This window comes from Streptomyces antibioticus (genome assembly GCF_002019855.1).
In the GTDB taxonomy this organism is placed as follows: domain Bacteria; phylum Actinomycetota; class Actinomycetes; order Streptomycetales; family Streptomycetaceae; genus Streptomyces; species Streptomyces antibioticus_B.
The window spans coordinates 4,786,205-4,804,913 of sequence record NZ_CM007717.1; the positions used below are offsets into that span (position 1 = coordinate 4,786,205).

Consider the following 18,709-nt stretch of genomic DNA (forward strand, 5'->3'; position numbering starts at 1 on the left):
GCAAAGGAATCACCTCCGTGCCCCCTCACGCCATCTGGAGCTGACGCATGCCCGAAACCGAACCGGACGCCTGGGAGTACACCCTCTACATCCCCACCGACCCCCGCGCCGTCCCCGTCTGCCGCCGCACCCTCCGCCTGATCCTCACCCTCCACCACCTCCCCCACCTCACCGAGACCGCCGAACTCCTCGTCTCCGAGCTGATCTCCAACGCCGTACAGCACACCAAGGGCCCCGCCGCCCTGCGGATCCGCTACCGCAACCGCACCCTCCAGATCGGCGCATGGGACAGCGACCCCCAACCACCCCGGCCACCCGGCGACTTCGACAAGCTCACCGACTCCGAGAGCGGACGCGGGTTCGCGATCGTGCGGGCCTGCGCCGACACCTGGGGCTGGCAACCCCTCGCCCGGCTGGGTCGCCGCGGCAAGCTCGTGTGGTGCGAACTGGGACCCGCGCTACCGTGAAGACGTGAGCGGTCACCCCGGTACTCCCCTCGCCAAGAAACTCGGCATCCGGCCAGGTCACCGGCTGCGGCTACGGCACGCCCCGCCCGGGTGGGCCGTACCCGACCTCCCCGACGGCGTCACCCCCCGCCCCGGCGGCCCCCGCGACGCGGACGTCACCGTCGCCTTCTACCGCGCCCACGCCGACCTCGCCGCCGAGACCGCAGCCCTCGTCCACGACCTCGCCGACGACGCCATGCTCTGGATCGCCTGGCCCCGCAGGGCCGCCGGACACCACAGCGACCTCACCGAGAACGACCTGCGCGACCTCTTCCTCCCCCTCGGAGTCGTCGACGTGAAGGTCGCCGCGCTGGGCGACGACTGGTCGGGCCTGAAATTCGTCCGCCGCACGGAGAACCGCCGTAAGCCGCAATTGCCGTAACCCGAAGAAGCCGCCGTAACTCGAAATCACCGTAAACCCGGCACCAAGTGAACCGCCGTCGGAGCAACCTCCCCGCGTGAGGCAACATCTTCGTGAACAGACGGAGTCAGCGGGTGAGGGGTGTGAGCGACATGGCGGAGCCGAGGATCGCCGTTGCCGTGGTGACGATGGGCAACCGGCCCGCCGAGGTGGACGCCCTGCTGGAGTCCGTGGCCAAGCAGGACCTCGCCCCGGCCCGGATCGTCGTCGTGGGCAACGGCTGCCGGCTCCCCGAGTTCGCCGAGCGCCTCTCCCTGCCCGGTGAGGTCACCACCATCGACGTCGAGGAGAACCTCGGCTGCCCCGGCGGCCGCAACGTCGCCCTGGCCCGTCTGCGCGAGTACGGGGACGTGGACGTCGTCGTGGAACTGGACGACGACGGTCTCCTCGTCGACGCCGACGTGCTGCGCCGCGTCCGCGAGCTGTACACCGCCGACCCCCGCCTCGGCATCGTCGGTTTCCGGATCGCCGACGAGCACGGCGAGACCCAGCGCCGCCACGTACCGCGCGTCGGCGCCTCCGACCCCATGCAGGGCGGCTACGTCACCGGCTTCCTCGGCGGCGGCCACGCGCTCAGCATGGCCATGCTCGCGGAGACCGGCGACTGGCCCGCCGAGTTCTTCTTTGCGCACGAGGAGACCGACCTCGCCTGGCGCGCCACCGACGCCGGCTGGAAGATCCTCTACGCCCCCGAGCTGCTGCTCCAGCACCCCAAGACCTCACCCGCCCGGCACGCCATCTACTACCGCGTCACCGCCCGCAACCGCGTCTGGCTGGTCCGGCGCAACCTCCCGCTGCCGCTGATACCCGTGCACCTCGGCGTCTGGACGGCCGTCACCCTGCTGCGCACCCGCTCGCTCGGCGGGCTCAAGGCGTGGTTCGGCGGCTTCGTGGAGGGCGTGCGCACACCGGCGGGCGCGCGGCGGCCGATGCGCTGGCGCACGGTCTGGCGTCTGACCCGGCTCGGCCGGCCGCCGGTCATCTGAGCCGGGCGGCGACAGCACGCGCCACACCGCCATGAACGGCGCGCGGGCCCCGGTCGTTCACCTCCGACGACCGGGGCCCGCGCGCGCCTCCGAACCCGGCCACGGCGGCGACACTCCCCCGAGCAACGCGTCTGCACGCGCGTACCGTCGGGCCGGATTCAGTGATGTGATCACATCAGATCGCACCAACGGATCGCTAACATACGACCAACGGTTCACCATGTCCTCGCTGGTCACACGGCATGGGCGCGCGGGAAGGCGGGGAACGGGGTGACACGGCGACGCCAGTGCGAGCTGCGCTTCGGACTGCTGGGCCCACCGGTGCTGTACTGCACCGCCGCCCCGGATCCTCACGACCCTCAAGAGCCTCACGACCCTCAGGGCACCGGCGTACCGTACGAGACCGTCCGCAGCCCCAAGGTGCGTGCCCTCCTCGCCGCCCTCCTCCTCGACGCCGGCCGGGTCGTCCCCGTCGAGACGCTCAAGGAGATCCTGTGGGGCGGCGCGCCGCCCGCCTCCGCGCACGCCTCGCTGCACAATCACGTGACCCGGCTGCGCCGCCTCCTCGACGACCCGGAGCGCCTGCGCGCCGTCCCGCCCGGCTACCAACTCCGCGTCGCCCAGGGCGAACTGGACGTCCACCTCTACGACCGTCACATCGCCGCCGCGCGCGGAGCGTACGCCGCCCGCAACTGGGAGCGGGTCGTGCGCGAGTGCGCCGCCGCCCTCGCCCTGTGGCGCGGCACCCCGCTCAGCGGCCTTCCCTCCGAACTGGGCGGCTACGCCTTCGCCCAGCGCCTGTCCGAGGCCCGGCTGCTCCTGCTGGAGTGGCGCTACGACGCCGAACTCGCCCTCGGCGGCAGCCGGCTGGACCGGATCGTCCCGGAGCTGACGGCGCTGGCCGCCGAGCATCCGCTGCGCGAGGCGTACCACCGTCAGCTCATGCTCGCCCTGTACCGCACCGGCCGCCGGGCCGAGGCGCTCGCCGTCCACCGCGATCTGCGCACCCGGCTCGTCGAGGACCTCGGCATCGAACCGGGCCCGGCGGTCCGCGAGGCCCATGTGGAGGTGCTGCGCTCACCGGAGGAGGAGACGCGCACGACGACCGTGAGCACCCCGCCCGCCGCCAGCGCCGCCCCGGTCACCCCTCCGCCCGACATCCGGCGCCCCGCCCAACTCCCGCCGCCGCCCGCTCACTTCACTGGACGGGACGCCCCTCTCCGCCTCCTCGAACACACCCTCACCGCGTCCGACGGCACCCCGGTCGTCGTCATCAGCGGCATGGCAGGCGTCGGCAAGACCGCCCTCGCGCTCCAGCTCGCACACGCCCTGAAGGAACGTTTCACCAGTGGTCAGCTCTATCTGAACCTGCACGGCGCCACCCCCGGCATGACCCCCCTGCCCGTCTGCCAGGCGCTCGCCGCCCTGCTCCGCGACCTCGGCACCGAGCCCCGGCACATCCCCGAACACCCGGACGCGGCCGCCGCGTTGCTGCGCACCCTGCTCGCCCCGACCCGCACGCTCCTGGTCCTGGACGACGCCGCCACCGCCGCCCAGATCCGCCCGCTGCTGCCGGGCGGCCCCGACTGCGCGGTCATCGTCACCAGCCGCTCCCCGCTCACCGCCCTGGACGGCGCCCACCGCCTCCCGCTCGGGCCGCTGACCGGCGAGGAGAGCGCCCGCCTGCTCCGCGCCGCGTCGGGCCGCGGACCGCTCACCGCGCCTGGGCCTGCCAGCCCCGTTTACCCCACTGAGCTGACCAGCCCCGTCGAGCCCACCGGACCCATCAGACCCGCCAGCCCCGTCGAGCCCACCGGGCCGACCGGCCCCACCGGGCCCGCCAGCCCATTCGACCCCACCGAGCCGAGCAGCCCCACTGAGCCCATCAGACCCGCCAACCCTGTTGACGCCTCCCGCCCGCACGGCACCCCCGACCCCTTCGACGCCCCGCGCCCGCACGGCACCCCCGACCCCTTCGACGCCCCGCGCCCGCACGGCACCCCGGACCCCCTCGACACCCCCCACCCCCTCGACGCCACCCACCCCCTCATCGCCCTCACCGGCCGCCTCCCCCTCGCCCTGCGGATCGTCGCCGCCCGGCTCGCCGCCCGCCGCGCGCTCACCCCGGACGCGCTCGCCCGGCAGCTCGCCGCCGCCGAGAGCCGGCTGTACCACCTGGAGTACGACGACCTCAGCGTCCGCCGCTCCCTCGCCGTCGCCCACGACGGGCTCGCCGCCTCCGCCCGCCGTACCGACCGGGACGCGGCGCTCGCCCTGCGCCACATCGGCGCGCTCGACCTGCCCGCCTACGGCGCACCCCTGCTGGCCCGGCTCACCGGCACCGACGAACGGCACGCCGAGGCCGCCCTGGACCGGCTCGTCGACGTGGCGCTCCTGGAGGAGACGGCGTACGGCCGGTACGTGCCCCACGACCTGGTGCGGGACTTCGCCCGCGAGCTCGTGGGCACCCGGGACGCGGGCGCCGCCGCCGAGACGGCCCTGCACTGGTACGCGGCCAGGGCCGAGCACGTCCTCACCGCGATCGTCGCCCCCGGGCTCGACCGGGACGACCGCCGCCGCCCCACCACGGCCCAGCCCGCCGCGCACGAGGAGCACGTGCGGGCCGTACCGCCCTTCGACGGTCCCGAGGCGGCCTTTGCCTGGGGCGACGCGGAGCTGGAGAACATCGTCGCCCTGGTGGAGAGCCGCGCCGACGCCTCGGGGGACGCGCCCCTCGTCTCCACCCTGCTGCGGCTGCTCTTCCCCTATCTCCACCGCCGCGGCCGGGTCGCCGAGATGGAGATGCTCGGGCGCACCGCGCTGCGCACGGCCCGCCGGCTCGGGGACGAGGCCGCCGAGGCGTACGCGCTGGGCGACCTCGCCGGCCTGCACTTCCTGACCGGCCGCCAGAAGGACGCGCTCGCGCTCAACGGACGGGCCCTGGTCATCTGGCGCCGCCTCGGCCGCCCCTCCTGGATCCGCCGCTGCCTCAACAACCGGGGTCTGCTGCTGGAGAACCTCGGCCGCTACGACGAGTCCGGCGCCGCCCTCCGCCAGAGCCTGGAGTACTCCCGGCAGCTCGACGACCCCTACGGCGAGGCCGTCACCCACAGCCACCTCGGCAACCTCTACGAGCACACCGACCCGCGCGCCGCCATCGAGCAGCACCGGCGTTCGCTGGCCCTGGGGGAGGAGATCGGGGCCGTGATCGTGCGGCACTCGGCGCACTGCAACATCGGCTACGCCCATCTCTCCCTCGGCGAACCGGCCGCCGCCCTGCCGCACTTCGAGGAGAGCCTGCGCATCCTGGGCGGCCACGGCGACTGGCACGGCGAGTCCCAGACCCGGCTCGGCGCCGTCCGCGCGCTGCGGCTGCTGGGCCGCACCGAACGGGCGCTCGGGGAGTGCGCCGAACTCCTGCGCCGCGCCGAGACCCGCGCCGACCGCTACACCGGCGGCCTCGCCCGGCACCAGTACGGCCTGCTGCTGGTTGAGCGGGGGCGGCCGGACGAGGCGTACGAGGAGTGGCGACGGGCCCTGGCGGCTCTGGACGGGACGGACGCGACGGCGGTCGTCCGCGAACTGTGGGACCTCCTCGCGGAGGAGAGGGGACAAAACAACACCCGGCTCACTTCGCGTCCGCATAGCACTCCACCACCGCCGTGGTGAACGGAATCCGCACCGGCGTCTCCCCGAACGTCAGCCGCGCGGCCAGGTCGGACGCCTCGCGGATGGCCGCGACGACCGCCTCGGCCTCCTCCCGCGGACAGTGCACGATCACCTCGTCGTGCTGGAAGAACACCAGCTCGGCCGCCATGTCCGCACAGCTTCTGCGGAGCGCGGCGAGCAGCAGCAGGGTCCAGTCGGCGGCGCTGCCCTGGACGACGAAGTTCCGGGCGAAGCGGCCCCGCGCGCGGGCGTCGGTCGAGGCGTAGCCGGGGCCCCACTGCTCCGCTGCGCCCCCACTCCCGCCGCCCGTCCCGGAGTCGTCCTCGTCCAGCGGGATGCCCGCCTCCTCGGTGCCGTCGTCGCCGGTGCGGACGGCCGGCGGGCAGGTCCGGCCGAGCCAGGTGCGCACCAGCCGCCCTTCCTCCCCGGCCCGGGCCGCGTCGTCGACGTAGGCCACCGCGCGCGGGAAGCGGCGGCGCAGCGCGGCGAGGTTCTTCAGGCCGTCGCCGGAGGTCTGGCCGTAGACCGCGCCGAGAACGGCGATCTTGGCCTGGTCGCGGTCGCCGGAGAAGGCGCGGTCGGAGACGGACTGGTAGAGGTCGGTCTCCCGGCCCGCCACCTCCATCAGCCCGGGGTCGCGGGAGATCGCCGCGAGGACGCGGGGTTCCATCTGGGCGGCGTCGGCGACGACCAGCCGCCAGCCGGGGTCGGCGACCACGGCCCGCCGGATCACCTTGGGGATCTGGAGGGCGCCCCCGCCGTTGGTCACCCAGCGGCCGGTGACCGTGCCGTGGGCGAGGAACTCGGGCCGGAACCGGCCCTCGCGCACCCAGTCCTGGAGCCAGGACCAGCCGTGGGCGACCCAGATGCGATACAGCTTCTTGTACTCGATCAGCGGCTTCACGGCCGGATGGTCGAGGGACTCGATCTCCCAGCGCCGGGTCGATCTGATCCTGATCCCGGCCCGGCCGAAGGCCCTGATCACATCGGCGGGCAGATCGGGGCGGACCCGGTGGCCGAACGCGGCGGACACCTCCTCGGCCAGCTCCACCAGGCGGCGGGGCTCGCCGCCGCCCGCGTACCGCTCGCCGAGCAGGTCGTGGAGCACCGCGCGGTGCACCTCGGCGCTCCACGGCAGACCCGCGCGGTTCATCTCGGCGGCCACCAGCATCCCCGCCGACTCGGCCGCCGTCAGCAGACGCATCCGGTCGGGGTGCCCGGCCCGGTCGTGGCGCTGCTGCTGCTCGGCGTAGACCTCGGCGAGGTCGGCCAGCGGCATCGGTGCCGAGCGCACCGACTGCGGCTCGAACAGCGAGGACTGGGCGCCGGGCGCGGCGGACCGCTGCGGCGGGTCGGGCGGTACGGGGCCGCCGCGCAGCCGGGCCAGGGCCGCGGCCGCGGAGCGGGGTTCCCCGTACCGCCCCTCGTGGCCCAGGAGGAGGGTCTCGGCGTCCTCGACGTCGTAGCACCGCTCGACTCGCACCCCCGTGGCGAGCAGACGCGGATACACCTCGGCCGTGGAACGCCAGACCCAGCGGGTGACCTCGGGCCGCTCGCGCACGGCCCGGGACAGATCCGCCTCCCGCAGTACGGGACCGGCGGGCAGCCCGTCCGGACCGAGGGCCGCCAGCTCCACGCCGCCGTCCTCGACCGGAGCGAGCACCCACCGATCGACCACACCGCGAGTCTGCCAGGGGGGTCTGACAACGGCCCTTGACCTGCTGTTTCAGGGGCCGCCTCAGTTTCAGGGGCCGCCTCAGCCCTCGGTCCGCTGCGCCGCCACGATGTCGGCCAGGGCCTTCGCCACGTACAGCTCGGTGGCGGCCTTGTCGATGCCGAGGCCGGTCAGGACGCCCTCGCCGTTCTCGAACTCCAGCAGGGCCAGCAGGATGTGCTCGGTGCCGACGTAGTTGTGGCCGAGGCGCAGGGCCTCGCGGAAGGTCAGCTCCAGGACCTTCTTGGCGTCCGAGCCGTACGGCACCAGCTCCGGCACCTCGTCGGCGGCCGGCGGCAGTACGGCGGTGGCGGCCGCGCGGACCGCGTCGAGGGTGACGCCCTGCGCGACCAGGGCCTTCGCCGCGAGGCCCTCGGGCTCGGAGAGCAGCCCGAGCACCAGATGGGCGGGCAGCCCCTCGGTGTTGCCCGCGGACTTGGACGCGCTGTGGGCGGCCATGACCGTGCTCCGCGCGCGGGGGGTGTAGCGGCTGAAGCCCTGGCTGTCGTCCAGGTCGACGGACTCCTTCGGCACGAACCGCTTCTGCGCGGCCTGCCGGGTGACGCCCATGCTGCGCCCGATGTCGGTCCAGGAGGCGCCGGAGCGGCGGGCCTGGTCGACGAAGTGCCCGATCAGATGGTCGGAGACCTCGCCGAGGTGCTCCGCTGCGATCACGGCGTCCTGGAGCTGTTCGAGGGGCTCCTCGTGGACCTTCTTGATGGCCGCGATGAGGTCGTCGAGACGGATGGAGGCGGTGGGTTCCGGTCGCTGCGTCATGTGTCAACCGTAGGTTGACACCCCTGCACTGTCAACCTCGGGTTGTCACTCGGCTCGGGTGTGCTCCCGTCCGGCCGGCGTCCACGCGCGCGTGACACCATCGACCCGTGAGCAGCACCCCCGACCCTCCCGGCACCGTCGACCGCGCCCTGCGGACCGCCCTCTACGACACCGCCGACTCCGCCCTCGACGCGGGCGCCTCCCTGCTCGCCTCCGACCCCGCCGGGGACGCCGAACTCGCCCGGCGCGGAACGGAGTTCGTGGCCGCGGCCTGGCGGCGCGGCTGGCAGCCCGCCGACGTCGTACGCCTGGTGCGCCGGGACCTGGACGACGTCCACGTACGGCTGGCCGCCGCGCTGATCCGCGCGCAGGCGCCGGACGACCGGGCGCGCGGCCCCCGCTGGACGGCCCAGCTCGCCGAGCTGCCCGAGGGCGACCCGCCCCGCACGGACCGCTTCTCGCACGCCACGGCCGTCCTGGAGCTGTACCGCCTGCTGCTGCGGCTGCCCGCGCTCGAACCCCTGGAGGAGCACACGGAACGGCGGCCGGGGCGGCGCTCCGACTCCAAGACGCTCACCCGGATCCGCGCCCTGCTCGCCAAGGCGGAGGCGACCGGCTATCCGGAGGAGGCGGAGGCCCTCACCGCGAAGGCGCAGGAGCTGATGGCCCGGCACAGCGTCGACGAGGCCCTGCTCGACGCCGCGGCGCCGGACCCGCACGCGCCCGGCGCCTGCCGGATCGGCGTGGAGCCGCCCTACGAGCAGGCCAAGGCGGTGCTGCTGGACGCGGTCGCCGGCGCCAACCACTGCAAGGCCGTGTGGAACGAACCCTTCTGCTTCTCCACCGTCGTCGGCTTCGAGGCCGACCTGGAGGCCGTGGAACTCCTCTTCACGTCACTCCTCGTGCAGGCGCACACCGCGATGACCAGGGCGGAGGCCGCGCAGCGGGCCGGCGGACGCAAGCGGACCAAGACCTTCCGGCAGTCGTTCCTGGCGGCCTACGCCCACCGCATAGGCACCCGGCTCACGGCCGCCGCCGAGACCCAGGTCGGCGACGACCTGCTGCCGGTCCTCGCCACCCGCGAGGTCGCGGTCACCGCGGCGACGGACCGGCTGTTCCCGGACACGGTCACCACCCGGCTGCGCGGGGTCACCGACGAGGCGGGCTGGACCGAGGGCGCCGAGGCCGCCGACCGCGCCCAGGTCCGCCCCCGCACCCGCCTGCCGTAGATCACCGCGGGCGTACGTACGTCAGTCGCCCGCCTGCTGGAACGCGCTCACCGAGGCGTCCGGCGCGTCACCCTCGCCCTCGTCCGTGAGCGCCACGTCGCCGTACGACCACGCGAAGTCCGTCGTCTCCTCGGCGCCCGGCAGGCCGTAGCGCACGGTCTTGACGGCGAGGCTCTTCGCACCGCTCTCGCCCCGCACGTACGTGATCGTGAACGACGTGGTGCCCTGCTCGGCGAGCGTGATCTTCCGCGCCTCCGCGGCCGGGTCGTTGGCCACGGCCGCCGTCCTGCTGCCCGCGACCAGGCCGACGGCGGGGAAGCCGTCCAGGACGCACTCGGCGCCCTTGTTGGTCAGGGTGACGGTGACGTTGCCGCTGTCCCCGGCGGCGGGGGCGGCGTTGGCGGTCACCTCGGGGGAGAGGTCGGCGGCGGCGCAGGCGGTGTCGGCTGCCTTGCCCGTGCCGTCGTCCGAACCCTGCGCGTCGCCGCTGTCGTCGCCGGAACAGGCGGTGAGGAGGAGAGCCGCCGCGAGGGCGGTGACGGTGATCGGAACGGCGCGCATATGTGGTCCCCTGAGTGTCGTGACGGTGCTCGAAGGATCATCACGCACGCGTGCCGCCCCGCGTCGCCCACCCCCGCACCAACCACCTGTGTGAGTGGTCCGCCGGGAAAGGGCGCGGGCTCCTACGCGGGCTCCCTACGCGGCTCCCTATTCCAGCCCGGCCGTCGGCAGACCCTCCGGCCACTGGCCGCCCTCCGCCTTGGTGTACGTCTCCTCGCCGGCCGCGCCCTCCCAGGTGACCTTGAGGGAGCCGGCGTCGACGGAGTCCACCATGCCGGTGGTGCGGTCCTTCGTGCCGGTGGTGCACGAGAGGCGGATCATCCGCATGCCCGCCTCCTCCCCGGCGGACCCGCTGCACACGGTCCCGCCGGTCGCGAACAGGGCGGCCTGCTTCCCGGTGATGATCAGCGCCACCGCCTTCCCGTCCGCCGTGGCCAGCCAACTGCCCTCCAGCTCACCGGCGGCCCCGGGCGTCGACCCGCTCGCACCTCCGGTGTCCGCGGTGACCGAGGCGGACGGCGTACCCGAGGAGCCGTCGTCCGAACCGCCGTCGTCACTGCACCCGCCGAGCGCGACCACGCCGGCCAACGCGGCGACGGCCCAGACCGGTCGCCGGAACGCCCCGCGCGAGAAGATCCCCGTAGTCACCACTGGCTCCAAGCTGTATCCGGCCGACAGTCCCGCAGCAAGCTACCAGCCGACCTGCGACCAGACCCGGGTCCGGCAGGAACGCACCCCGGCACACTGTCGCCCGGCCGGGACGGACGGCCTCCCCCTCCCCCTCCCCCTCCCCCTCCCCCTCCCGGGCCGCCTCCCGCAGCAGCCCCGCGCGACTTGGCCGGGCCGGCACGCGCGCGTGGTCCGGCCAGGTCGCTCGGCCCGGCCCGCAAACGTCGCCGGCCCGGCGTGCAGACCTCGCCCGCGCCTGCGGGCGGTGCGACGCGTTCTGGGGGGGGGGGCGGGACGCGCCCCCCCCCAGGAGGCACACGCGACCCAGCAGGCGCACGCGACGCCGCACGCGCGCGTGGTCCGACCGGCCCGCGCGGACCGCCCCAAAGGCACCACCGGGACGGCCTGTACGCACCCTCGCCCACCTCGCGGCCGGAAGGCGTGCCTCCGGCCGCGCGCCCCGCAGCAGCCGCACCTGACTCCCGCCCCGGGGCGGACGGGAGGGCACCCACCCGGGCAAGGAGGAGGGTCACCCGGCAGACACGCGCACCCGCACCCGCACTCCCACCCCCATCACCAGGAAGACTTCCGCACCCCCGGCAGATGCCCCGCGTGCGCCTGCTCCCGCAGTCCCACCCGGGACAGTCCGAACGTCCGGAAGTAGCCGCGCGGGCGCCCGTCCACCTGGTCCCGGTTGCGGACGCGCGTGGCGCTCGCGTCGCGGGGCTGGGCGTTCAGTTCGCGCTGGGCGGCGGCCCGTTCGGCGTCCGTCGAGGACGGCCGGCGGACGATCCGCTTCAGCTCGGCCCGCCGCTCGGCGTACCGCGCGACGATCTCCCGCCGCTTCTCGTTCTTCGCGATCTTGCTCTTCTTCGCCATCGTTCCCCGCCCCCGTCAGACCTTGACGCCCCGCGCGCGGATCCGCGCCACGGCCGCCTCGACGCCGATCGCGTCCACCGTCTTGATTCCTGTCGTGCTCAGCCGCAGCCGTACGTACCGGCTCTCGCTCGGCAGCCAGTAGCGCTTGGGCTGGATGTTCGGGTCGAAGCGGCGGGAGGTCCGCCGGTGGGAGTGGGAGATCCGGTTGCCGAATCCGGGCCGGGCCCCGGTCAGCATGCAGTGCGCGGACATGGGTGACGTACCTCTCTCGAAGCGTTGTCGCTAATGGAATTCATTTTCAGTAAGATAGCAGCATGGCACGCAACGAACTCCGTCCGGTCGTCAGGCTCCGGTCCACGGCGGGGACCGGCTTCACCTATGTCACCCGCAAGAACCGCCGCAACGACCCGGACCGCATGACCCTCAGGAAGTACGACCCGGTCGTCGCCCGTCACGTCGAGTTCCGAGAGGAGCGCTGACCCGTGCGCGAGGGAATCCACCCGGCCTACGGCTCCGTCGTCTTCCGCGACCGCGCCGCCGGCCACGCCTTCCTCACCCGCTCGACGATGACGAGCGAGAAGACGATCGCGTGGGAGGACGGCCACACCTACCCCGTGGTCGACGTCGAGATCTCGAACGTCAGCCACCCCTTCTACACCGGCACCGCCCGCGTCCTGGACACCGCCGGCCGCGTCGAGCGCTTCGAGCGCCGCTACGGAAAGCGGGGCGGGGCGTGAGCCTGTCCGTCGTGATCGTCGGCGGGCTGCACGCCGACGCCCGCCGGGCGACGGTCGCGCGACTGCTCGCCGACGTCCCCGGCGGCGTCGCCCTCCATCACGACCTGTCGACCGCCCCGGCCGGCACGGTCGTCCGCACGGTCCGCGACGCCGGCGGCGTCTTGTCCGCCGGGGAGACCCCGCTCGTCAACGACTGCGCCTGCTGCGCCCTGCGCGAGGACCTGGTGCCCGAGCTGCGCCGCCTCGCCGACGACGGCACGACCCGGCTCGCGGTCGTCGAACTGTGGGACTCCGTCGAGCCCAAGGCCATGGCCGAGGTGGTCGTGGCCGGCGGGCTCACCGTCACCGGGGTGCTCACCGCCGTCGACCCGGCCCTGCTCCTGCCCTGCCTCGGCAACGGCGACGACCTCGCCGACGTCGGCCTCGCCGCGGCCGCCACCGACCAGCGCACCGTCGCCGACACCTTCGCCCGCCAACTGGAGTACGCGCCCGTCCTGGCCGTCGTCGAGTCCGGGGAGGCCGACGAAGAGGATCGCGAACTGCTCGCCCAGCTCCATCCGACGGCCCGCAGGGTCCTGGTCGCCGCCGGAGAGTCCCCGGCATCCGCACGTGCATATGCACGCGGCACTTCCTCCGAGCTGGTGGCCGCCGCGCTCGCCGGATTCGACGTCGAGGCGGCCGCCGCGGCCCAGCACCCGGCCTGCGCCCTGCTGCCCGCCGAGGCCGACGCGCACGGCGTGAGCACCTTCGTCTGGCACCGCCGCCGCCCCTTCCACCCGGAACGGCTCTACGCGGCGCTGGAGGACCTGACCTGCGCCGCCGCCCGCAGCCGGGGCCGGTTCTGGCTCGCCGACAAGCCCGACACCCTGCTCCACTGGGACGCGGCGGGCGGCGCCCTGTGCGTGGAACCGGCCGGCCCCTGGCTGGCCTCCCTGCCGGACGCCGCCTGGGACCTGGTCCCGCCGGTGCGCCGCGCCGCCGCCGCCCTCGACTGGCACCCCGAGCACGGCGACCGCTGCCAGCATCTGGTCTTCACCTCCCCGGGCCTCGACCGCGACGGACTGGCCGAGGTCCTGGAGTCCTGCCTGCTCACCGACGCCGAGTACGCCGCGGGCCGCGCCGCCTGGCAGCGCCTGCCGTCCGCCTTCGACACGCTCCTGGAGGTCTGACCCATGCCGCGCAAGCCCGTGCGGGCCCCCGCCAAGCCCCGCCCCAACCCCCTGGACCGGGCCGGGATCACCTATATCGACTACAAGGACACCGAACTGCTGCGGGCGTTCGTCTCCGACCGCGGCAAGATCCGCAGCCGCCGGGTCACCCGCGTCTCCGCCCAGCAGCAGCGCCTGCTCGCCCGCGCGATCAAGAACGCCCGCGAAATGGCCCTCCTGCCGTACGGCGGCCGCTGACCCCGGTCACTGACCCCGGTCACTGATCGCGGTCGCCTATCTCGGTCACCGAACCCGCCGCCGGCCCCGGCCGCGCATGCGGAACGCGCCACTCCGGCAAGCGGAGGCCACCGCTCCGGCCCCTTCCGGCGGTCGTACGCGGCACCCGTCGTCCGTACCGGCGAAAATCCGCCGCTCGTCCACCGCCTGTGGACGGCGGACTGCGCCGTGCTTGCGCCGGATGCGGGACTGCAGCCGCCGACCGCATCCACCCCCCGACTCGCCCCTGTGGACGATCTCCCCGTCGTCCACAGGGGTGAGTGCGTTTCGGCACTCGCCACGGCGGACCGGACCGCCCCGGCCCCTGCCTGCGGTCCCGGTGCCGTCGTCCCCGCATCTCCCGGACGGGCGTGCGGAACCCTCACATCCGGAGGCCGGGACTACCGCGCGGAGCGGATGACCGGCGTCCGGAGGAGGGGTCCCCCCGTATCGCGCCCGGGGGACGGGCGTACGCTCCCGGCATCCGAACCGATGCGGTGCCGACGGAACACGAAAGCCGCGCCGCGCGTCTGTTCCTTGTGCACGCGAGTGGTTCGATCCGAACTACTTCGCCGTCCGGCGGGCAGACGGTCGGGTAAAGCAGGCGTCAACGCTGTAACCGCGCAAGCACCCCTGGTGCACGTGCATATGCCCATGCAACTGCACGTGAACGGGGTTATGATCCGGGACAGTTGACCACGGCACCAATGGCCACACGAGCCAGATCCAGTGCACCACCAGGGAGCGACCTGTGGACCACCACGTTGACGGGGGGCACGACGTGTACAACGGCATGGCGGCCACACGGCTGTCCGGGGTTGCCTGGCAGAAGAGCCGGCACAGTAACTCGCAGGGGTCCTGTGTGGAGTTCGCGCGACTGCCGGGCGGTGACGTGGCCGTGCGCAACTCGCGGTTCCCGGACGGTCCGGCGCTCGTCTACACCCGGGCTGAGATCGAGGCGATGCTCCTGGGCATCAAGGACGGCGAGTTCGACCATCTGATCGCGAGCTGACGGCCGAGCCGTCCCGAGCCGTCCCGACCTGCCAGTCCCGTCCCGTTCTTCTCGGCAGGCCACCCGCCCCTGCGGACATACGGGGCATACCGTCACCGATCAGAAGGTGACGCGCGTAGAACCGCGGCGCTCATCGGCGCCGCGGTTTCTCATTCGGCCGGTGTGTGCAGCCGGAACATCGCCCAGACCACCTTGCCGCCCAGGGAGCCGGACATCGGGTGCCAGCCCCAGCCGTCGGCGAAGCTGTCCACGAGGAAGAGGCCGCGGCCCGACTCGGCCGAGAAGTCCTCGCCGTTCTGTCTGTCGCGCGGCAGCGGACAGTCGCGGCTGGGGTCGCGCACCGCGCACACCAGCCGTTCGGTCCACCGCAGCAGATGCAGCCGCACCGCCGGATCCCGCTCACCCGCGCGCGGAGCGCCGCCCGGCGATATGCCGTGCCGCAGCGCGTTGGTCACCAGCTCCGAGACCACCAGACAGACGTCGTCGAAGCGGTCGCCCACGTCCCACTGGCCGAGGGTCCGCCGGGTGAACTGCCGGGCCTCGCGCACGGCTTCGAAGCGGGGCGGAAGAGCGCAGGAGGCGGCGTTGGACACGGCCGCGGGGTCGAGCGGCGGAAGGCCCTGCCGTAACGGCTCGAGCATGGTCGATCCATTCGTCCCCATGCGAGGCACTCCCGATAGTCGCGGTCGTGGCGAAGCAGCGGTGGCGCGGGACCATGGTTTCGGATGCGCACGGCGGATGCAAGGGCAGATGCACGTGCACGTGACCGAAATGGACCTCCCCGTACCGCTTCTTGGCCATTTTTTCCGCCAACTTCCCGCCCTGCGACGGCACTTCTCCAGCTCCTCCCTCTCGCTTCTCCTCCGTCCCTGTGTCCATATGCTTTGGCTTCTTTCCGTCTCTGTAATCGGACGAGTACTGCTCGAAGTGTTTTAGTGGCAGACTGCGGAGCCTGAGGACGGGTTGGGGAGGCTGGCGAACGTGAGCGCGGGAGAGCCTGGATCGGTGGTGCGGCGGATGCTGCTCGGCTCGCAACTTCGGCGACTGCGCGAGGCGCGCGGTATCACGCGTGAGGCCGCCGGGTACTCGATCCGGGCCTCCGAGTCGAAGATCAGCCGGATGGAACTGGGCCGGGTCAGCTTCAAGACCCGGGACGTGGAGGACCTGCTGACGCTGTACGGCATCACGGACGACTCCGAGCGCCAGGCGCTCGTGGGACTCGCCCGCGAGGCCAACGTCGCGGGCTGGTGGCACAGTTACTCCGACGTGCTGCCCAACTGGTTCCCCACCTACGTCGGTCTGGAGGGCGCCGCCTCCCTGCTGCGGGCGTACGAGGTGCAGTTCGTGCACGGTCTGCTCCAGACCGAGGCGTACGCCCACGCCGTCGTCAGCCGCGGCATGAAGGGCGCGAGCGCCGCCGACATCGACCGCCGAGTGGCGCTGCGTCTGGAGCGGCAGAAGTACCTGGTCGCCGAGAACGCCCCCGACTTCCACATCGTCCTCGACGAGGCCGCGCTGCGCCGGCCCTACGGCGACCGCGAGGTGATGCGCGGCCAGCTCCAGCACCTGATCGAGATCTCCGAGCGTCCCAACGTACGGCTCCAGGTCATGCCGTTCAGCTTCGGCGGGCACTCCGGGGAGTCCGGCGCGTTCACGATCCTCAGCTTCCCGGACGCCGATCTCCAGGACGTCGTCTATCTGGAGCAGCTCACCAGCGCCCTCTACCTGGACAAACGCGAGGACGTCAGCCAGTACGAGCAGGCGCTGAAGGAGCTCCAGCAGGACAGCCCCGGCCCCGACGAGAGCCGGGACCTGCTGCGCGGGCTGATCCAGCTCTCCTGAGAGATTCGCCCCGACTCCCGAGTACGGCCCCAACTCCCTTGAAACACACGTACGATGACGTGTGATCAGATCGTGACGTCGATCGCAGCAGGGGATTGAGGGATCACATGTCGTCCTATTTCACCGACCTGGCCCAGCAGTACATCGACGGCAAGTGGCGTCCGGGCACAGGGTCCTGGGACATCATCGACTTCAACCCCTACGACGGTGAGAAGCTCGCCTCGATCACCATCGCCACCGTCGACGAGGTCGACCAGGCGTACCAGGCCGCCGCCCGCGCGCAGAAGGAGTGGGCCGCCACCAACGCCTATGCCCGCCGCGCGGTGTTCGAGAAGGTGCTGCGGCTGGTCGAGGAGCGCGAGGCCCAGATCAGCGAGGTCCTGGTCGCCGAGGCCGGCGGCACCTTCGGGAAGGCCGCCTTCGAACTCCACCTGGCCAAGGAGTTCCTGCGCGAGTCGATCCATCTGTCGCTGCGCCCCGAGGGCCGCATCCTGCCCTCGCCGATCGACGGCAAGGAGAACCGCGTCTACCGCGAGCCGGTCGGCGTGGTCGGCGTGATCAGCCCGTTCAACGTGCCGTTCCTGCTGTCGCTGAAGTCCGTGGCCCCCGCGCTCGCCCTCGGCAACGCCGTGGTGCTCAAGCCGCACCAGAACACGCCGATCTCCGGCGGCACCGTGCTGGCCAAGCTGTTCGAGGACGCGGGGCTGCCCCCGGGCCTGCTGAACGTCGTCGTGACCGACATAGCGGAGATCGGCGACGCCTTCCTGGAGCACCCGGTCCCGCGGGTGATCTCCTTCACCGGCTCCGACAAGGTGGGCCGCCATGTCGCGACCGTCGCGGCCTCGCACTTCAAGCGGTCCATCATCGAACTCGGCGGCAACAGCGCCTTCGTCGTCCTGGACGACGCCGACGTGGACTACGCGGTCGACGCGGCGGTCTTCAGCCGCTTCGTCCACCAGGGCCAGGTCTGCATGGCCGCCAACCGCATCCTGGTCGACCGTTCGCTCGCCGACGAGTTCACCGAGAAGTTCGTCGCCAAGGTGCGCACGCTCCAGGCCGGTGACCCGCGCGACCCGGCGACCCTCATCGGCCCGGTGATCAACTCCCAGCAGGCGGAGGCCGTGACCGGCGCCGTCGAGCAGGCGATCGCCGAGGGCGCCACCGCCCTGCTGCACGGCGCGACCACCGACAACCTCGTGGAGCCGTCCGTCCTGAGCGGCCTGCCCCTCGACTCCGCCCTGCTCCAGCAGGAGGTCTTCGGGCCGGTCGTCTTCATCAACACCTTCGACGGCGAGGAGGAGGCGGTCCGCATCGCCAACGACACGCCGTACGGCCTCAGCGGCGCCGTCCACACCGCCGACATCGAGCGCGGTGTCCGCTTCGCCAAGCAGATCGTCACCGGCATGATCCACGTCAACGACGCCACCGTCCACGACGAGCCGATCGTGCCCTTCGGCGGCGAGAAGAACTCCGGTGTCGGCCGCCTCAACGGCGAGACGACCCTCGAAGCCTTCACCACCACCAAGTGGATCTCGGTGCAGCACGGGCGCAGCGGCTTCCCCTTCTAGCCGTTTCTAGCCGCTTCCAGCCGTCCGGCCGACGGGGGGGCGGGCCGGTGCCCGCCCCCTACCCTGGAGCGCATGTCAGCGATCCGTCTCCTGGTGCTCGGTGCGGTCCGCCAGCACGGGCGGGCCCACGGCTACCAGGTCCGCAACGACCTGGAGTACTGGGGCGCCCATGAGTGGTCCAACGCCAAGCCCGGCTCGATCTACCACGCCCTGAAGCAGATGGCCAAGCAGGGACTCCTGCACGCCCATGAGATCGCGCCGTCCACGGCCGGCGGACCGCCGCGCACCGAGTACGAGATCACCGAGCAGGGCACCCAGGAGTATCTGCGGCTGCTGCGGGAGGCACTGGTCGCCCGGGACCGCAGCATCGACACCCTCTCCGCGGCGATCGGCTTCATGGTCGACCTGGACCGCACGGAAGCGGTCGGTCTGCTCCGGGAGCGGCTGCGGGGCCTCGCCGAGTGGCGGGCCGCCGTCACCGAGCACTACGTCCCCGAGCAGGGGCCGGAGCAGCTCGGTCACATCGGCGAGATCATGAACATGTGGGTGCACACCGCCGACGGCGAGGCCGCCTGGACCCGGGGCCTGATCGAACGGATCGAGGCGGGCGCCTACACCTTCGCCGGTGAGGGCGAACCCTTCGTGGGCGTCCTGGCCGAGGGCGAGGAGAACCCCTACGCGACGGGCGAGCGGCATCCGGGGGACCGCCGCTGAC

At 72.9% G+C, this 18,709-nt stretch carries 20 protein-coding genes; 13 read left to right on the forward strand and 7 right to left on the reverse strand.

Annotated elements, in window-relative coordinates:
* Positions 1-47: 47 nt before the first annotated feature.
* The 4 genes from AFM16_RS21660 (at position 48) to AFM16_RS21675 (ending at position 5,582) form a co-directional block, all read left to right on the forward strand.
* Entirely contained in the window at positions 48-467 is a 420-nt protein-coding gene (locus AFM16_RS21660) for an ATP-binding protein (protein WP_078634341.1), read from the forward strand.
* A gap of 4 nt (positions 468-471) precedes the next feature.
* Complete coding sequence (locus AFM16_RS21665) at positions 472-888, forward strand: DUF3052 family protein (protein WP_078634342.1); 417 nt, start codon at positions 472-474, stop codon at positions 886-888.
* A 131-nt stretch (positions 889-1,019) separates the two neighbouring features.
* Positions 1,020-1,913: a glycosyltransferase family 2 protein gene (locus tag AFM16_RS21670; RefSeq protein WP_030798488.1), complete on the forward strand. Its 894-nt coding sequence runs from the start codon at positions 1,020-1,022 to the stop codon at positions 1,911-1,913.
* A gap of 270 nt (positions 1,914-2,183) precedes the next feature.
* Positions 2,184-5,582 (forward strand): AfsR/SARP family transcriptional regulator, encoded by a 3,399-nt coding sequence (locus AFM16_RS21675; RefSeq protein WP_078634343.1) that lies wholly within the window; start codon positions 2,184-2,186, stop codon positions 5,580-5,582.
* On the opposite strand, the gene AFM16_RS21680 is transcribed toward AFM16_RS21675, so the two are convergent.
* A complete protein-coding gene (locus tag AFM16_RS21680) occupies positions 5,542-7,260 on the reverse strand; it encodes a bifunctional 3'-5' exonuclease/DNA polymerase (protein WP_078634344.1) in 1,719 nt (572 codons plus the stop codon). The two genes, AFM16_RS21675 and AFM16_RS21680, sit on opposite strands and share 41 nt — an antisense overlap.
* Positions 7,261-7,338: 78 nt before the next feature.
* Complete coding sequence (locus tag AFM16_RS21685) at positions 7,339-8,073, reverse strand: Clp protease N-terminal domain-containing protein (protein WP_078634345.1); 735 nt, start codon at positions 8,071-8,073, stop codon at positions 7,339-7,341.
* 107 nt (positions 8,074-8,180) lie between these two features.
* Here AFM16_RS21685 and AFM16_RS21690 point away from each other — a divergent pair, with 107 nt between their 5' ends.
* Positions 8,181-9,302 carry a DUF2786 domain-containing protein gene (locus tag AFM16_RS21690; protein ID WP_078634346.1) on the forward strand — a complete coding sequence of 374 codons (1,122 nt, stop codon included), beginning with the start codon at positions 8,181-8,183 and terminating at the stop codon, positions 9,300-9,302.
* Between the two features lie 21 nt (positions 9,303-9,323).
* Here the strand turns inward: AFM16_RS21690 and AFM16_RS21695 are convergent, their stop codons facing one another.
* From AFM16_RS21695 to rpmB, 4 genes are all read right to left on the reverse strand, one after another.
* Complete coding sequence (locus AFM16_RS21695; RefSeq protein WP_078634347.1) at positions 9,324-9,863, reverse strand: DUF4232 domain-containing protein; 540 nt, start codon at positions 9,861-9,863, stop codon at positions 9,324-9,326.
* A 147-nt stretch (positions 9,864-10,010) separates the two neighbouring features.
* Positions 10,011-10,511: a hypothetical protein gene (locus AFM16_RS21700; protein ID WP_078634348.1), complete on the reverse strand. Its 501-nt coding sequence runs from the start codon at positions 10,509-10,511 to the stop codon at positions 10,011-10,013.
* A gap of 594 nt (positions 10,512-11,105) precedes the next feature.
* A complete protein-coding gene (gene rpsN, locus AFM16_RS21705; protein WP_030795979.1) occupies positions 11,106-11,411 on the reverse strand; it encodes a 30S ribosomal protein S14 in 306 nt (101 codons plus the stop codon).
* Positions 11,412-11,426: 15 nt separating this feature from the next.
* A complete protein-coding gene (rpmB, locus tag AFM16_RS21710; RefSeq protein ID WP_030795981.1) occupies positions 11,427-11,663 on the reverse strand; it encodes a 50S ribosomal protein L28 in 237 nt (78 codons plus the stop codon).
* Positions 11,664-11,725: 62 nt separating this feature from the next.
* Here rpmB and rpmG point away from each other — a divergent pair, with 62 nt between their 5' ends.
* The 5 genes from rpmG to AFM16_RS21735 all read left to right on the forward strand — a co-directional run bounded on the left by rpmG (position 11,726) and on the right by AFM16_RS21735 (position 14,584).
* Positions 11,726-11,890: a 50S ribosomal protein L33 gene (gene rpmG / locus AFM16_RS21715; protein ID WP_030795983.1), complete on the forward strand. Its 165-nt coding sequence runs from the start codon at positions 11,726-11,728 to the stop codon at positions 11,888-11,890.
* A gap of 3 nt (positions 11,891-11,893) precedes the next feature.
* Entirely contained in the window at positions 11,894-12,148 is a 255-nt protein-coding gene (locus AFM16_RS21720; RefSeq protein ID WP_030795985.1) for a type B 50S ribosomal protein L31, read from the forward strand.
* Positions 12,145-13,317 carry a CobW family GTP-binding protein gene (locus tag AFM16_RS21725; RefSeq protein ID WP_030795987.1) on the forward strand — a complete coding sequence of 391 codons (1,173 nt, stop codon included), beginning with the start codon at positions 12,145-12,147 and terminating at the stop codon, positions 13,315-13,317. Before AFM16_RS21720 ends, AFM16_RS21725 begins: the two co-directional genes overlap by 4 nt.
* A gap of 3 nt (positions 13,318-13,320) precedes the next feature.
* Positions 13,321-13,554, forward strand: a complete 234-nt coding sequence (gene rpsR, locus AFM16_RS21730; RefSeq protein WP_030795989.1) for a 30S ribosomal protein S18 — start codon at positions 13,321-13,323, stop codon at positions 13,552-13,554.
* 811 nt (positions 13,555-14,365) lie between these two features.
* Positions 14,366-14,584: a DUF397 domain-containing protein gene (locus tag AFM16_RS21735; protein WP_051780995.1), complete on the forward strand. Its 219-nt coding sequence runs from the start codon at positions 14,366-14,368 to the stop codon at positions 14,582-14,584.
* Positions 14,585-14,733: 149 nt separating this feature from the next.
* Here AFM16_RS21735 and AFM16_RS21740 read toward each other — a convergent pair whose 3' ends face one another.
* A complete protein-coding gene (locus tag AFM16_RS21740) occupies positions 14,734-15,225 on the reverse strand; it encodes an ATP-binding protein (protein ID WP_030795993.1) in 492 nt (163 codons plus the stop codon).
* 364 nt (positions 15,226-15,589) lie between these two features.
* Here AFM16_RS21740 and AFM16_RS21750 point away from each other — a divergent pair, with 364 nt between their 5' ends.
* The 3 genes from AFM16_RS21750 (at position 15,590) to AFM16_RS21760 (ending at position 18,708) form a co-directional block, all read left to right on the forward strand.
* Positions 15,590-16,426, forward strand: a complete 837-nt coding sequence (locus AFM16_RS21750) for a Sco1979 family transcriptional regulator (RefSeq protein ID WP_030795996.1) — start codon at positions 15,590-15,592, stop codon at positions 16,424-16,426.
* A 107-nt stretch (positions 16,427-16,533) separates the two neighbouring features.
* A complete protein-coding gene (locus AFM16_RS21755) occupies positions 16,534-17,994 on the forward strand; it encodes an aldehyde dehydrogenase family protein (RefSeq protein ID WP_030795998.1) in 1,461 nt (486 codons plus the stop codon).
* A 72-nt stretch (positions 17,995-18,066) separates the two neighbouring features.
* Entirely contained in the window at positions 18,067-18,708 is a 642-nt protein-coding gene (locus AFM16_RS21760) for a PadR family transcriptional regulator (RefSeq protein ID WP_078634350.1), read from the forward strand.
* The last annotated feature ends 1 nt before the right edge of the window (position 18,709 follow it).